Raw genomic sequence first — 15067 nt, forward strand, 5'->3', positions numbered from 1 at the left:
TTTTACTTCAAGTCTTAATCTAGTAGCACAATTATTTACTTTTACTATATTCTCTCTTCCACCTAATAAACTTAAAGGAAGTATAAATTTTATATTTTCTTTATTATCTTTCATTATTAAGCCCCATAATATTTATGATATATAATACTAACATAATATGTATTTTATTTCCAGTACAATATACCTGTTCCAAAAGTCATAAATTTATTTTTTATATAAAAACGGCCTGCAATAATAAATACTGCAAGCCGTTCATTTTTTAATAATTTAATAATTATTTTTTAGCTATTTTTTTGAATTCATCAGCCAAGAATTGTACTTTAGGTCCTACAATTACTTGTACAGAAGTTTTACCAGGTGTTAAAACGCCAGGGAACAATTTTTTAATTTCAGAAGCCTGTATAATACTGTTGTCTTTAACTTCTAATCTTAATCTAGTAGCACAGTTATCAACATCAACTATATTTTCAATTCCTCCAAGCAAAGGAAGAAGAAGCAATGCTTTTTCAGCATAAGAAGCATCGCCTGAAACAGTAACTTCTACTTCTGCATCATCATCATCTTCTCTTCCAGGTGTTTTAAGATCAAATTTTCTAATAGCAAAATCAAATATAACAAAATAAAGTATAAAGAATACTACACCTTGTACAATAAGCATATACCAATGAGTAGCTAGAGGGTTTTTAGTAGATAACAATAAGTCTATTAAACCAGCAGAGAATCCGAAACCAGCCATCCATTTCATGCTAGCAGAAATAATCAAAGATATACAAGTAAGCAAAGCATGTATAACATATAATACAGGAGCTACAAACATAAATGAAAACTCTATAGGTTCAGTAACACCAGTAAAGAAACTAGCAAAACCAGCAGCTAACATTATAGATTTAATTTTATTTTTATTTTCAGGTTTAGCATTTTTTACAAAAGCAACACATGCACCTAAAAGACCGAACATCATAATAGGGAAGAAACCAGCCTGATACATACCAGTAACACCTATAGTAGCAGTACCTGCATCTATAGAAGCCTGACCGCCTAAGAAATTAGGTATATCGTTAATACCAGCAACGTCAAACCAGAATACTGAGTTAAGAGCATGGTGCAAACCAACAGGAATTAAAAGTCTGTTAAAGAAGCCGTATATACCAGCACCTATAGGACCAAGACCTATTATAGCTTCACCAAAAGCTACCAAAGCACCGTAAATTGCAGGCCATATAACCATTAATATGAAAGATACTACCATCATAACTACAGAAGTGATTATAGGTACAAATCTTCTTCCGCTGAAAAATGCCAAAAATTCAGGCAATTTTACTTCAGCAAACTTATTATACAAACCACCCGCTATAACTCCGCAAAGTATTCCTATAAATTGGTTATTAATTTTAGCAAAACCAGCAGGTACTTGATCAACTGGTTTACTTTGAATCATAGCAACTGTAGCAGGTGCTAAAAGAGTTGTTACAACCAAAAAAGCAACTAATCCAGCCAAAGCAGCAGCTCCGTTTCTGTCTTTGGACATACCAAATGCTACACCAATAGCAAACAATATAGGCATATTATCAATAATAGCTCCGCCTGCCTTAATAAAAAACGCTGCAACAGGACTTCCGCCTCCCCAACCGTTTGGGTCAATCCAATAACCAATACCGAGCAAAATAGCAGCTGCAGGCAATACAGCTACTGGAACCATTAAAGATTTACCTATTCTTTGTAGATAATTAAACATATATCCTCCATAAAAATTAAAAAAATAATTATCTTTTATTACTGATAAAAAAATTATTCTCAATTATATTTTCGTCTTTAAATAGAAAATAATTTTATAAATTACGGATTACAATAATAAAAAACAATAATTTTTACATATATTACTAGTATAGTACTTATTTATGATATTATCAAGCATTTTTTGTTAGTTTTGTTAACTAACAAACAAATTAATTATATATTTTACATATAAAGTTATTTACTTTAAAAGCATTTATGATAAAATTATAAAAAATATGAGGAGGGATTATATGGGTTTATTCTCTAAAAAAATTGAAATAAAAAGTCCTATAAAAGGAAAACTTATTGATGTTACTGAAGTAAAAGACGAAGCTTTTTCAAGTAAAGCACTTGGAGACGGAATGGCTATTATTCCTTATGAAGGAAAAGTTTATTCGCCTGTTGATGGTGAAATTGTTACTATGGTAGACAGCAACCATGCTATAGGAATATCTGCTAAAGGTACAGAAATACTTATACACATTGGAATGGATACTGTTAAATTAAAAGGAAAACACTTCAAATCTCATGTGAAAGAAGGAAGTAAAGTAAAAGCTGGAACTTTATTAATAGAATTTGATAAAGAAGAAATTGAAAAAGAATATGATATTACTTCGCCTATTATAATACCAAACTTCTCAGAATTAAAATCATTAGAAAAAACTGAACATAGAGATGTTGATGTTGGTGATGTTATAATGACTATAGTTAAATAATATTTTTTATAAATAAAAAAATAATTTTAAGGAGGAGTGTTTTTAATAAACTCCTCCTATATTTATTAAAATAAATAAATATTTATATATTTTTCAGTATTTTTATCATTTGGGATTTTTACTTAAAGGCACAAAAAGTACTGTTATGCATACCCAATATTAAAATACCACATTTTAATAGTTTAAATATATAAAACACTCATTTACATTCTAAACAATATTATCTATACTGTTTAGAATAAAATAATAAACTTATAAAAATTGTATATCAATAGGTTTTGAAACATGTATAATATAAATTATCTGCATGCAAATTCTTTTAAACTTTCATGACTAAGTCTATATGAAATCCAGCCTTTCATCTCTTTTGCCTTAAGTGATAAATAAAAATCAATACTAGATTTATTCCAATCCAAGCACTGCCAATCAAGTCTTTCACATCCTCTCTCAACAGCAATTTTAGCAACCTCTTTTAAAAGCTTTTTCCCATATCCAAGCCCTCTGTAATTTGGAGTTATATATAAATCTTCCAAATATATTCCAGCTTTTCCTAAAAATGTAGAAAAATTATGAAAAAATAATGCATACCCTATTTCAATATTATTTTCTAATGCTATTAATACCTCGCATTTATTTTTTTCAAATATCCATTCTCTTAATATATCCTCAGTAGCAGTAACTTCATTTTCTAATTTTTCGTATGCAGCAAGCTCTTTTATAAACTTTAATATTGTAGGTATATCATTGAGAGATGCAAACCTTACAGAAAAATTATTATTTATTTTATCACTCATTTATTGTACCCTTACTTTAAATTATTAGGATTTAAGCATTTCAAACTATCTTCAACAAATATCCCATCTTTTCTTATTAACTTATCATCAAAATAAATCTCCCCGCCGCCGTATTTTTTAGTCTGAATACATACCAAATCCCAATGCACAGAAGAATTATTTCCATTAGGAGCTTCATCATAACAAGCACCAGGTGTAAAATGAAAACTTCCCATAATTTTTTCATCAAATAATATATCTTTCATAGGCTCTGTTATATAAGGATTAACTCCTATAGCAAACTCCCCTATATATCTTGAACCGCTGTCAGTATCTAATATCTTATTTATTCTTTTAGTATCATTACAAGAAGCATTAACTATTTTACCATTTTTAAACTCAAACCTTACATTTTCATAAGTAAAACCATCACTATATAAAGAAGGAGTATTATAAGTTAAAACACCATTAACAGAATTTTTTACAGGTGCCGTAAATACTTCACCATCTGGAATATTAAGCTCTCCTGCACATTTTATAGCGGGTATATTTTTGATAGAAAAAGTCAAATCCGTACCATTTCCTACTATCCTAACTTTATCAGTTTTATTCATAAGAGAAACCAAACTATCCATAGCTTTAGACATTTTTGAATAATCTAAATTACAAACTTTAAAATAAAAATCTTCAAACTCATCAGTACTCATAGAAGCCTGCTGCGCCATTGCTGGTGTAGGATAATTCATCACAACCCATTTTGTATTTTTTACTCTCTCTTTCATGTGAACTGGATTAAGATAAAACTTTTCATATATTTTATTATTTTCTATATCTACAGAAGAGTTTTCAGCACTATTTAATCCGCCCCATATACCTATATAAGCGTCCATTTCTTTCATAAGCATCAAATCTGATTTAGCCCAAATTTTCATCTGTTCTTCATTACAGTGTTTTAATAATTCTCTCATTATATAAGGATCATGATTCCAAACAAATGGACTAGCTCCTGCTTTATAAACTTCATTTATAATAGCTGTAACTAAATTACGCTCATCACCTACTCCGTATGATTTTATAAGAACCTTTTCACCTTTTTTTAATTTGCATGAATAATTAACTATTGTTTTTGCCAACTTCTCTATTCTTGGGTCTTTCATAAATACACAACTCCTTAAAACAATTTTATTAATCAATTTTACACAATTAATTAATAATAATCAATAAAATCAATAATATATATAGTAAAAAATTATTTAAATTGTATAATAAAATACATGAAAAAATTACTTTAGGTTATAAAAATGAAAAAAAATATATTATTAATTTTATTTACTGTTTTATTTTCATATTCAGTATATGCAGCCAATAATGCAAAAGATGTTGAAGGATTTTGGGCTATGCCCGAAAGACCAAAAGGAAGAATGAAAACTGCAAAAATAATAGTTATAGATAATAAAGTTTATGCATATGCTGTAGAACTGCAAAATAATGTAAAAAGCACATTAGATATACATAATCCCAATAAAAGCCTAAGAGATAAAGAACTTATAGGACTAATATTTATATATGATATAGTATTTGAAAACGGAGAATGGACTACTGGAAAAATATACCATACGGATCAAGGAAGTACATACTATGCTAATATAAATCTTACTGAAGATAAAAATACGTTGCTATTAAAGGCTTCTCTCGATAAATCAGGAGTTGTAGGAGCAACTGTAAAATGGAGAAGACTATCAAAAGAGGAGTCCTCAAAATATAATGATATACCTAGAAATAAACTTCGTACTGTAGAAGGCAAAGGAATATAAAAAATATATTAATGCTTTAAAAATCGATATATAAGTATACATAATATAGTTAACATATTTTATTATTATGTTAAGTTTCAGCATAGCTAGGTATAGTTTATGTAAAAAATTAAAAAATTAAAATTAAATTTCATTTTTGTTATTGACATAATCTTTTTTCTAGTATATAAGAGTTGCGTTAATTTTTAGAATTAGCAAAAACTATTTCGGAGTGAATCAATATTATGAAAAAGATTTTGATTTTCCTAATCCTTTCAAGCATGTTCATGCTTATTTCCTGCTCAGGCGGTGCTTCAAATCCAAATGACATAGTAATCACAGGTTCTTCTTCAGTTTCTCCGCTAATGTTTAAATTGGCTGCAAAGTTTGAAGAGCTTAATCCTGATTATACAGTCATAGTAGAGACTTCTGATTCTACTATAGGAATTCAGGACACTGTAAACGGAAATAACAATATAGGAATGGCTTCAAGAAATTTGAAAGAAGATGAGCTTTCTGGTCTTGATACTTATTTATTATGTCAGGACGGCATAGTAATTATAGCAAATAAAGATGCTGATATAAGTCAGATAAGCGAAGAAGAACTGTATAATCTTTATATGATGAATACTGCAGTAAACGGTATAACAAAATCAATATCAAGAGAAGATGGTTCTGGTACTAGAAGTGCTTTTACAGATTTAACTTTGATAGGCAAAGATAATCCTCTTCCTTCAACAGTAGAAATACTTGATGCTACTGGAAAGGTAAAAACTTCTATTATGAGCGATGCATCAAAAATAGGCTATATATCTCTAGGTTCTATTGATGATACAATAAAACCTCTGGCATACAAAGCAAAAGAACAAAATGAATATGTTGCTGCTTCTGTAGAGAATATACAGAATAATTCATATAAACTTTACCGTCCTTTCTACATATTCACCAAAAATGGAATTGAGCTTGATACTGGAACTAAGGCTTTCCTAGACTTCATAAACAGCGAAACAGGAAAAACGGTTATAAATGAAAACGGGTATGTAGCTAGTTAATAAAAAGCAAAGTCGGTATACAAGCAATTAATATTTGTATATCGGCTTTTTTATTACTACAAATTTTTTTTATTATTATAAAAAAATTAATATATAAAAATTAATAACAAAATGGGATATATATTTTGAACAACAATATTAATAAACATATAATTAATGAAATTGCAGATAATATTATGAGATATATATTTTTTATATGTTCTATATTTTCAGTTGTAGTTGTATTTTCAATATGTATTTTTATATTTATCTACAGCATTCCAATATTTAAAGAAGTAGGATTTTTAAATTTTGTTTTTGGTATGAATTGGTCGCCTTCATCAAAAGAGTTTGGAATATTTCCAATGATAGTAGGCTCTGTATATATAACAATTCTCTCTACAATTCTTGGAGGAGGATTCGGATTTTTTACAGCAGTTTATATATCTATGTTTGCACCATCAAAATTAAAAACAATATTATCACAGGTTATAGATTTACTTGCTGGTATACCTTCAATAGTTTACGGATTTTTTGGAATGGCGGTATTAGTGCCTTTTCTAAAAAATATCTCTCCAAACAATATTGGCGAAGGAGTTTTAGCAGGCTCTATAATACTTGCTGTTATGATACTTCCTACAATAACATCTATTACCAAATATAATTTAGAGGCAGTATACAAATATTATTATGACGGAGCTATAGCATTGGGTAACACTCATTCTCAGGCTGTTTTTGGCGTTATAGTAAAAGCTGCAAAATCGGGTATATTTTCTGCCATAGTGCTTGGTATGGGAAGAGCTATAGGAGAAACTATGGCAGTTATGATGGTTGCTGGAAATGCTCCTTTTATACCTAAAGATTTATTCTCATATTTCAGAACTATGACTATTAATATAGCTTTGGAAATGGGATATGCTACTGGTATTCATAGGTCTGCATTAATTGCAACGGCATTTGTGCTTCTCATTTTTATACTTATAATAAATATTATACTTTCTCTATTAAAAAGAAATAATTCATATTTTTCATTTTCTTTAAGCAGTTTATTTAATAAAAATAAAGAATTAAAAAATGATATAAATAATTTCTCTTTTAAAAATATAAAAATGCAAGTATCAACCGTAAAAGCGGATATACTTAAATATATTTCAATAATAGCTTCTATAATAGCAACGCTTTTTCTTGTATTTATAGTAGTGTTTATACTTGTAAGAGGATTACCTCATATTAACTTTAATCTCTTATTTGGAAAGAGCAATAATTCTCAAATGACGCTTCTTCCAGCTATAGTTTCTACCGCTATGATACTTTTTATGTCATTAATAATAGCAATACCTCTCGGAGTTTTTGCTGCTATTTATTTGACAGAATATTCAAAAGCTAAAAGCAAATTAATATCAGTTATAAGAATATTTACAGATAGTTTGTCCGGCATACCTTCAATAGTGTTCGGGCTTTTTGGTATGCTGGTATTTGCCAATCTTTTTGGTATAGGAAGAAGTATATTAGCAGGTTCTTTAACATTAGTTTTGATAATACTTCCTTCTATAATAAGGCAGACTGAAGAAACATTATTATCAATTCCTTCAAGTCTTCGTGAGGGAAGTTTGGCACTTGGAGCTTCTAAAGTGAGAACTATATTTAAGATAGTACTTCCTTGCGGTTTTTCTGGAATAATGACTTCTGTTATACTAAGCATTGGAAGAATAGTAGGAGAAAGTGCGGCATTAATATACACTGCTGGGGCGGTAAGATATATGCCTAGAGGATATTTAAGCTCTGGAAGTACATTTTCTGTTATGATGTGGATGTTTTCAAGTGAGGGGCTTTATATTAATCAAACCTTTGCCACAGCAAGTATTCTTCTTATTATGATTATATTTCTTAATGCTTTATTATTCTTTGTAAATAAAAAGCTAAAAAAAGATTATTAAGAATATTAATAAATGGAGGTTAATAGATATCATATGACTAAAGAATTAGACTCTAATATAAACTTTGATTTTAATATTGATAAACTTATAAGAACTCAGAATCTAAATCTGTATTATGAAAGTTTTCAGGCTTTAAAAAATATTAATATAGATATAAATAAAAACAGCACAACTGCATTTATAGGTCCTTCAGGCTGCGGTAAGTCTACCCTACTAAAAACTTTTAACAGAATGAATGATTTAGTTGCCAACTGCAAAATAGAAGGCGATATAGAAATAGCAGGAGTTAATATTTACAATAAAAATGTTAACGTATCATATTTGAGAAAGAATGTTGGAATGGTATTTCAAAAGTCCAATCTTTTTGCTATGAGTGTTTATGACAATATAGCTTACGGACCTAGAACATTTGGAATAAAAAAGAAATCAGAACTAGATGACATAGTAGAATACAGTTTAACAAAAGCAGCCATTTGGGACGATATAAAAGATAGACTTAATAAAAATGCTTTAGGACTTTCTGGAGGACAGCAGCAGAGATTATGCATAGCAAGAGCATTATCAGTAAATCCTAAAATACTTCTTATGGACGAGCCTACAAGTGCATTAGACCCTATAAGTACGGGTAAGATAGAAGACCTTATTAATGAACTTAAAAATGAATACACTATAGTAATAGTTACTCATAATATGCAGCAGGCTATGAGAGTATCCGATAAAACTGCATTCTTCTTATTTGGCGAAATAGTGGAATATGATGATACAGAAGAAATATTTTCTAAACCTAAAGATGAAAGAACAGAAAAATATATTACTGGCAGATTCGGATAATTTATATTTTTTATATTATTTATTTAATAAAAACAAACGGAGAAATAATAGATGAAAAAATTTGAAGAAGAACTAAATAAATTAACTGATTATGTTGCTGAAGCAGGAGACATGATACTAGAGGCTTTAAGAAACTCATCTAACGCCTTGATAAACGGAGACATTGAACTAGCTAATAATGTAATAGAAAATGACAGAAATATAAACAGAATATCATACAAAATAGAGAGTGCATCTTTAAAAATGCTTTTATTAGAGCACCCTGTAGCAACAGATTTAAGGATAGTTTCTGCAGCATTAAAAATAGCTACCGACCTAGAGAGAATAGGAGATCAGGCTAAAGACATATGCGATTTGATTAGATTTTTACTAGAAGGTAATCTATATAAAAATAATATTGATACAATAATAGAGATGTCAAAAATTATAGACTATATGGTTACAAACTGTATTAAGGCTTTTAGAGAAAAGGACTCTCAATTATCAAGAGATGTTATAGAAAGCGATGATAAAGTGGATAAACTATTTTATAAAATGCGTGATTCTATGGTTGAGCTGATAAAAAGTGGTGCTGAAAATGCTGACCAAGCTATATATTTAATGATGATAGCAAAATATTTTGAGAAAATGGGAGATCATGCTGAAAATATAGCCAAATGGGTTTATTACTATACAACAGGTGAAAGATTTAAATAATATAGTTATTTAATTAAATATATCTATTGCAATTTTATAGTTTTATACAATAATATAACAAGATTGCAGAATGTATTATGAAATAGCTATATACAGTCATAATAAAAATGGGGGTATATATACAATGGAAATAATTATCAAAGACATTAAAGTAAAAAGTATACTTACAAAGTCAAATTTACCAGTTGGAGGCTATTCAGTAAATCCTTATGTAGGATGTACTCATGCATGTAAATATTGTTATGCTTCCTTTATGAAGAGATTTACAAATCATACAGAACCTTGGGGAGAGTTTATAGATATAAAATTATGGACTGATATAAAAAATACTCAAAAATATAAGGATAAAGAATTATTTATATCTTCTGTTACAGATCCCTATCAACCTATAGAAGAAACTGCATGCCGTACACGAACTTTGCTTGAACAGCTTAAAGGAAGCGGATGCAAAATCAGTATTTCTACAAAGTCTGATCTTGTACTAAGAGATTTGGATATTATCAAAACTTTTCCTAATGCTAGAGTTTCATGGTCAATAAATACACTTGATGAAAACTTCCGTGCAGATATGGATAATGCAGTAAGTATTGAAAGAAGATTAAAAGCTATGAAAGAATTTTATGATGCTGGTATACGTACAACCTGCTTTATATCTCCAATATTTCCATATATTACTAACATTAAGGATATAATACGGCGAGTAAAAAATAAATGCAATCTAATATGGCTTGAAAATCTAAATCTACGCGGAGCTTATAAAAAAGTAATATTAGATTATATAGAAGAAAAATACCCAGAACTGAAAACTCAATATGATGATATATATTTGAAAGGTAGTAAGAGATATTGGTTTGAATTAGATGAACAGATAAGTAAGTTTTGTAAAGAGGAGGGGCTATTATATGTGAGAAATGATGATTCTATTAATCAGCCATTCAATGCTCCTCCAATTGTTGTAAACTACTTCTTTCATGAGGAAATTATACCTTCAGCAAATAAAAAAACAAAGGCATAAAGTTTAAAAATAATAAATACACTGTATTTTTAATTCTGTTTACAAATAATAAAAATATGTACCAAAAAAGAATTATATTAATAAAATAAGCAGATTATAATAATATAGTCTGCTCTAAATTAATCATTAATAGTTTCTACAACAACATTATATTCATTAGAACTGTAGCTTTCTTCTAATATATAAGCCTCATTAGTTAAACTTACTGCTTTATTAACTTCTATATTATTACTAAGCAATACTTTAAATAAAGATTCATAAGCCCTTTTTAAAGCATTTTGCATAAGCATTTGTCTGGTATATGCATTTAATTTGGCATTTTCTGATATTTCTATTGAAGCATTTGCCCTGAATATTTTATCATCTATACTGCCCTCTTTTTTTAATCTGTTTAATACCTCTATAGTTCTGTCATATATAGTGTCATCTTTTAATTTTATCTCTGTATAAAAATTATCATCTTTTTTATATTCTTTAATATTTACAATATCCTCATTAGAAAAATCTATAAGATTACTGTCTTTTAATGAAACAGCAACTATATTAAAATCATTTCTGTTGATTAAAGGAGCTGTCTGTTCAGCTATATAATAATACATAGCATCTTCTGCCTTCATTCTGCTTACTTCAAAACTTATATCTGTATATGCTTGTGAATGCAATATTCCTCTTCTGATATTATTGCCTGAACATGACATTATAATTATTAATAAAAATATAATAAAAATATATAGCTTGTTTTTTTTCATGATTTATAATAAATTATCCTTTAATGTATTAATTATTTTAACTTATCATAGTTACTATTTGTAAAATCATAATTTAAAATACTTTTAAGTTAAGAGATAAAAATTATATAAATAATTGGAGAGTTCATATTGAATATTAAAGCATTTATTTTGTTATTACTATTAATTATGTTTACATCTTGCCAAAAGAAACAGGATAATTTTTTGGAAGATATGGCTTCTTTGGATAAAGCATATATGGATACATTATTGATTATAAGAGATGTTAATAATACTGACAGAAAGGCTTCCATAGAAAAATTTATTATAGTATGGAATGATTTTAAAAAAAAATACTACAATATTAATACAGAAGACCCTCAATGGAAAACCGATTTTGACAGCTTGCAGGATATATTAATACGCTCTCACTATTATATATCAAGCAAAGAAGATGAAAGTGCTGGATATTCTATACTGCATGATATTAAATATGTATTATCCGATTTGAGAAAAAGAAATAATGTTAATTGGTTTTTTGATAATTTAAACTCTATATACAAAATAGCATACAGAATGGGAGAACTATCAAAAATATATAACATATCTAATACAGTTCTTACTCAGGAAGAGGAAGAAAAATTAATCGTAGTTTATTATCTGCTTGATGCAGCAACTAAAACCACAATATCCGAATTTGATAAAAGCAATATACATCTGCTTCATCTTTCTCAGCAGCAGCTTGGAACACTTAAACATAATATAGAAACTATAGATGATTTAGTTAAATCGATAGGAAATGATTTGTTTTCAAAAAAATATAGTAATATATCCAGTATATCTGAAAATATTTTAAATATATATTTTAACTCTCTGCAAATAATAAGAGGCTAAAATATATAATCCATAATAAATAATATAAGGAATAAATATTTATGAAAGGTTTTTGTATCTTAAATAAACCTATAGGCATAACTTCATTTGACGCTATAAAACAGGTAAAAAAAACATTAAGAGAAAAAGAAAACATTATAGAAAAAAAAATAGGTCATGCAGGCACATTAGATCCTTTTGCAAACGGAGTTTTAATACTGGCATTTGGAAGATATACTAAATTATTTTTTTTATTTGATGATATGCCCAAAGAATATACTGCATTAGGAGTATTTGGTGAAATGAGAGATACTGATGATATAGAAGGTAATATAATAAAAAAATCTGATACAAATAATAAATTAAGTTTTGAAGAATTAGAAAAAATCATAAAAGAAAATTTTAAAGGAAATATTTTGCAAAAACCTCCTATATACAGTGCTAAAAAAATTAATGGAAAAAGAGCTTATGATTTAGCAAGAGATAATAAAAGTTTTGAATTAAAAGATGCTGAAGTATGTATTAACAGCATTGAATTACTAGAATATGATTATCCATATTTTAAAATTAAAACTTCAGTAAGCAAAGGCACTTATATAAGGTCTATAATAAGAGATATAGGAAATATAACAGATAATTTAGCTTATACAAAAGAATTAACAAGAGTATCTATAGGAGATTATAATATTGATATAGCCTGCAGTATAGAAGATATAAAAAAAGATAAAATACTCTCATTCTTTGATATGTTTAATAAACTTGAGAAAAAAACTATTGAAGATGATAATACAATAAAACAAATATTATGCGGCAATACCAAAATGATAGAAAATATAGAGATAAAAAATAAATATTTGGCATTAACAGATAATAAAGAAAATCTTCTAGCCATTATAGAAAAAAAAGATAAAAACATATACTCTTTTATAGATGTTTAATTAAATTTGTTTGATGATTTTCCTAAAAATGTGTATTTATTATATAATAGACTTGATTCAAAATACAATTAATAAGTAATAGTTTTTAGTGTTTTTATTATTATGAGTTGTACATAACATACAAATTATGCACTGCTATTTATATAGATCTGTTGCTATTTTTATATATGATCTTAGAAAAAGGTAACTTATTTTTCTCATAAGCACCTACTGGTGGTTACACATACAAAATATGCCTGTGTAAGGAGAAACAGGCACCAAACTTCTGTCTCAAAGAACAGCACATTTAATTAAAATAATAAATTTACTTTATTTCAAAATTATCATCTCTTTGTTCAAAAAAGCATTTTTTAAATCTTTATCAATATCCTTAGCTTTAAATACAATTGTATACTTATTTGTATCAATTATTTCTTCTTTTGTTTTATCATATAAAGTACATATTATACGATAACAACCATTCTTATATTCTTTGATAGCAACAGCTAAAAGATTACTATCGGCTTCAAGTCTTTGTTTAATATCTTTGTTCTTAAAAAATGCTATTACATCTTCCATTTTTAATAAATTACATTTTTTAACTTGCAAAAAAATATTTTTATTTTTTAAGAAAAATATAGTACCAATTACTAATGCAGCTGCAGTTCCTATTATCGGAAATATAACTTTTTTCATAGTTTATCCTTCAATATACTATTACATTTCACTTAATATTTATATAATAGTAAATACAATTTTTACTTTAAAACAATCATATCTTTATCAGAAAAAGCATTTTTTAAATCTTCATTAATATCTTTAGCTTTAAATATTAAAGGAAATTTAAAATCTTTTAGTATTTCTTCTTCTCTTTTATCATACAAAGTACATATTATACGATAACCATTATTTTTATGTTCTTTAATAACAACGGCAAGCAAATCATCATCATTTCTAAGAATGTCAATAACTTCTTTTCTTTTAAATGATTTTAGTATTTCTTCCATTGTTAATAAATCCACTTCTATAATATCAAAAGCAATATTATCAATATTAAATCTTTTTCTATAAAGTACAATTGATACTACCACTATTATCAAAATAACTGCTGATACTATAAAAAATACATACTCATTCATAAAAAATACCTTGAAGTTATTTCAATACAATCATATCTTTATTGCCAAAACTCTGTTTAGTTTTTTCATCTAGCCCATTACTTTCAATACCAATGGCATCTTCTTCCATATCAACAATTTCTTCTTGAGCCTCATCATACAAGCAATTAACAACTCTATAATTATTATTTCCTAAGTTCTCCTTTATAGAAACAGCAATTATATCTCTATCTTCTTCTAATTTTCTTAACCTATTTCTACTTTTAAAAAAGTTTACTATATTACTTGCAAAATTAATAATCTTTACAAATATTCTCTTAATAAAATTCCATATTCTTCTTAAAAGATCAATAAAATAACTCATATACAATCTCCATTATTTTAATACTATCATATTTTTATCACCAAATTGGGATAATAAATCTCTATCTAAACTATTAGTATATATAACCCAATGTTTAGCATCTCCATTTAATAGAGGCTCATTATTTTTATCCAAAAAACATATTTGTATTTCAAATTTATATTTATTAGATTTATTTGTACTACTATTATCTAAAATACAAGCTGATGAATACAATTTTGGATTGAATTCTTTTTTCACAAGAGCTATACATTTTTCTAATGATAAAGTATCCATATGCAACTCTTCCAGCTTCCAAGCTATTTTTAAAGCTCTAAATAATTCATCTACTTGAACATTATTAATAGTATCTGATATTTCTTTTTCTATCTTTTCAACAATATTTTTTACACTTTCACCTGTATTCACTGTTACATTTTTTAGTGCTTTTTTTACACTATCTACTAATTCATCTTTTAAATTAAAATTATTAGTATTATTTTTATCATTTTGTTCCATT

18 protein-coding genes are annotated in these 15067 nt (G+C 27.2%); 9 read left to right on the top strand and 9 right to left on the bottom strand.

Going from position 1 to position 15067, the window contains the following annotated elements:
• On the bottom strand, window positions 1-114 hold a 114-nt coding region (locus F811_RS17170; protein ID WP_169337206.1), incomplete at its 3' end, for a PTS sugar transporter subunit IIB.
• A gap of 160 nt (window positions 115-274) precedes the next feature.
• Window positions 275-1735 carry an N-acetylglucosamine-specific PTS transporter subunit IIBC gene (nagE, locus tag F811_RS0105820; protein ID WP_020004340.1) on the bottom strand — a complete coding sequence of 487 codons (1461 nt, stop codon included), beginning with the start codon at window positions 1733-1735 and terminating at the stop codon, window positions 275-277.
• Between the two features lie 292 nt (window positions 1736-2027).
• Between nagE and F811_RS0105825 the strand changes: the two genes are divergently transcribed.
• Window positions 2028-2492, top strand: coding sequence for a PTS sugar transporter subunit IIA (locus F811_RS0105825; protein WP_020004341.1), 465 nt, complete (start codon window positions 2028-2030; stop codon window positions 2490-2492).
• A gap of 299 nt (window positions 2493-2791) precedes the next feature.
• Here F811_RS0105825 and F811_RS0105830 read toward each other — a convergent pair whose 3' ends face one another.
• Window positions 2792-3286 (bottom strand): GNAT family N-acetyltransferase, encoded by a 495-nt coding sequence (locus F811_RS0105830; protein ID WP_020004342.1) that lies wholly within the window; start codon window positions 3284-3286, stop codon window positions 2792-2794.
• An 11-nt stretch (window positions 3287-3297) separates the two neighbouring features.
• Window positions 3298-4422 carry an aminopeptidase gene (locus tag F811_RS0105835; RefSeq protein WP_020004343.1) on the bottom strand — a complete coding sequence of 375 codons (1125 nt, stop codon included), beginning with the start codon at window positions 4420-4422 and terminating at the stop codon, window positions 3298-3300.
• Between the two features lie 144 nt (window positions 4423-4566).
• On the opposite strand from F811_RS0105835, the gene F811_RS0105840 reads away from it, so the two are divergent.
• The 6 genes from F811_RS0105840 (at window position 4567) to F811_RS0105865 (ending at window position 10568) form a co-directional block, all read left to right on the top strand.
• On the top strand, window positions 4567-5079 hold the full coding sequence (locus F811_RS0105840; RefSeq protein ID WP_020004344.1) for a DUF2147 domain-containing protein: 513 nt from the start codon (window positions 4567-4569) through the stop codon (window positions 5077-5079).
• Window positions 5080-5303: 224 nt separating this feature from the next.
• Window positions 5304-6110: a substrate-binding domain-containing protein gene (locus tag F811_RS0105845; RefSeq protein WP_026364362.1), complete on the top strand. Its 807-nt coding sequence runs from the start codon at window positions 5304-5306 to the stop codon at window positions 6108-6110.
• 125 nt (window positions 6111-6235) lie between these two features.
• On the top strand, window positions 6236-8026 hold the full coding sequence (pstC, locus tag F811_RS0105850) for a phosphate ABC transporter permease subunit PstC (protein WP_020004346.1): 1791 nt from the start codon (window positions 6236-6238) through the stop codon (window positions 8024-8026).
• 33 nt (window positions 8027-8059) lie between these two features.
• Entirely contained in the window at window positions 8060-8857 is a 798-nt protein-coding gene (pstB, locus tag F811_RS0105855; protein WP_051087718.1) for a phosphate ABC transporter ATP-binding protein PstB, read from the top strand.
• Window positions 8858-8908: 51 nt separating this feature from the next.
• Window positions 8909-9553 carry a phosphate signaling complex protein PhoU gene (gene phoU, locus F811_RS0105860; RefSeq protein ID WP_020004348.1) on the top strand — a complete coding sequence of 215 codons (645 nt, stop codon included), beginning with the start codon at window positions 8909-8911 and terminating at the stop codon, window positions 9551-9553.
• Window positions 9554-9677: 124 nt separating this feature from the next.
• Entirely contained in the window at window positions 9678-10568 is an 891-nt protein-coding gene (locus F811_RS0105865; protein WP_033425233.1) for a radical SAM mobile pair protein B, read from the top strand.
• Window positions 10569-10687: 119 nt separating this feature from the next.
• Here F811_RS0105865 and F811_RS0105870 read toward each other — a convergent pair whose 3' ends face one another.
• The gene (locus tag F811_RS0105870; protein WP_020004350.1) at window positions 10688-11317 is read right to left on the bottom strand and encodes a hypothetical protein; all 630 of its coding nucleotides are present in this window, start codon (window positions 11315-11317) and stop codon (window positions 10688-10690) included.
• A 129-nt stretch (window positions 11318-11446) separates the two neighbouring features.
• Here F811_RS0105870 and F811_RS0105875 point away from each other — a divergent pair, with 129 nt between their 5' ends.
• Entirely contained in the window at window positions 11447-12190 is a 744-nt protein-coding gene (locus F811_RS0105875; RefSeq protein ID WP_026364364.1) for a hypothetical protein, read from the top strand.
• Between the two features lie 41 nt (window positions 12191-12231).
• Window positions 12232-13107: a tRNA pseudouridine(55) synthase TruB gene (gene truB, locus F811_RS0105880; RefSeq protein ID WP_020004352.1), complete on the top strand. Its 876-nt coding sequence runs from the start codon at window positions 12232-12234 to the stop codon at window positions 13105-13107.
• A gap of 309 nt (window positions 13108-13416) precedes the next feature.
• On the opposite strand, the gene F811_RS0105885 is transcribed toward truB, so the two are convergent.
• The 4 genes from F811_RS0105885 to F811_RS0105900 form a co-directional block, all read right to left on the bottom strand.
• Window positions 13417-13782, bottom strand: a complete 366-nt coding sequence (locus tag F811_RS0105885) for a hypothetical protein (RefSeq protein ID WP_020004353.1) — start codon at window positions 13780-13782, stop codon at window positions 13417-13419.
• Between the two features lie 62 nt (window positions 13783-13844).
• Entirely contained in the window at window positions 13845-14225 is a 381-nt protein-coding gene (locus tag F811_RS15610; RefSeq protein ID WP_020004354.1) for a hypothetical protein, read from the bottom strand.
• Between the two features lie 16 nt (window positions 14226-14241).
• On the bottom strand, window positions 14242-14568 hold the full coding sequence (locus tag F811_RS0105895) for a hypothetical protein (RefSeq protein ID WP_020004355.1): 327 nt from the start codon (window positions 14566-14568) through the stop codon (window positions 14242-14244).
• Window positions 14569-14580: 12 nt separating this feature from the next.
• Window positions 14581-15066, bottom strand: a complete 486-nt coding sequence (locus tag F811_RS0105900) for a hypothetical protein (protein WP_020004356.1) — start codon at window positions 15064-15066, stop codon at window positions 14581-14583.
• Between the last annotated feature and the right edge of the window lies 1 nt (window position 15067).

It is taken from the genome of Brachyspira innocens ATCC 29796, from assembly GCF_000384655.1.
In the GTDB taxonomy this organism is placed as follows: Bacteria; Spirochaetota; Brachyspiria; order Brachyspirales; family Brachyspiraceae; genus Brachyspira; species Brachyspira innocens.

Coding starts and splice junctions, on each gene's coding strand:
- nagE (WP_020004340.1), bottom strand. CDS start 1,735: ATGTTTAATTATCTACAAAGAATAGGTAAATCTTTAATGGTTCCAGTA.
- F811_RS0105825 (WP_020004341.1), top strand. CDS start 2,028: ATGGGTTTATTCTCTAAAAAAATTGAAATAAAAAGTCCTATAAAAGGA.
- F811_RS0105830 (WP_020004342.1), bottom strand. CDS start 3,286: ATGAGTGATAAAATAAATAATAATTTTTCTGTAAGGTTTGCATCTCTC.
- F811_RS0105835 (WP_020004343.1), bottom strand. CDS start 4,422: ATGAAAGACCCAAGAATAGAGAAGTTGGCAAAAACAATAGTTAATTAT.
- F811_RS0105840 (WP_020004344.1), top strand. CDS start 4,567: ATGAAAAAAAATATATTATTAATTTTATTTACTGTTTTATTTTCATAT.
- F811_RS0105845 (WP_026364362.1), top strand. CDS start 5,304: ATGAAAAAGATTTTGATTTTCCTAATCCTTTCAAGCATGTTCATGCTT.
- pstB (WP_051087718.1), top strand. CDS start 8,060: ATGACTAAAGAATTAGACTCTAATATAAACTTTGATTTTAATATTGAT.
- phoU (WP_020004348.1), top strand. CDS start 8,909: ATGAAAAAATTTGAAGAAGAACTAAATAAATTAACTGATTATGTTGCT.
- F811_RS0105865 (WP_033425233.1), top strand. CDS start 9,678: ATGGAAATAATTATCAAAGACATTAAAGTAAAAAGTATACTTACAAAG.
- F811_RS0105870 (WP_020004350.1), bottom strand. CDS start 11,317: ATGAAAAAAAACAAGCTATATATTTTTATTATATTTTTATTAATAATT.
- truB (WP_020004352.1), top strand. CDS start 12,232: ATGAAAGGTTTTTGTATCTTAAATAAACCTATAGGCATAACTTCATTT.
- F811_RS0105885 (WP_020004353.1), bottom strand. CDS start 13,782: ATGAAAAAAGTTATATTTCCGATAATAGGAACTGCAGCTGCATTAGTA.
- F811_RS15610 (WP_020004354.1), bottom strand. CDS start 14,225: ATGAATGAGTATGTATTTTTTATAGTATCAGCAGTTATTTTGATAATA.
- F811_RS0105895 (WP_020004355.1), bottom strand. CDS start 14,568: ATGAGTTATTTTATTGATCTTTTAAGAAGAATATGGAATTTTATTAAG.
- F811_RS0105900 (WP_020004356.1), bottom strand. CDS start 15,066: ATGGAACAAAATGATAAAAATAATACTAATAATTTTAATTTAAAAGAT.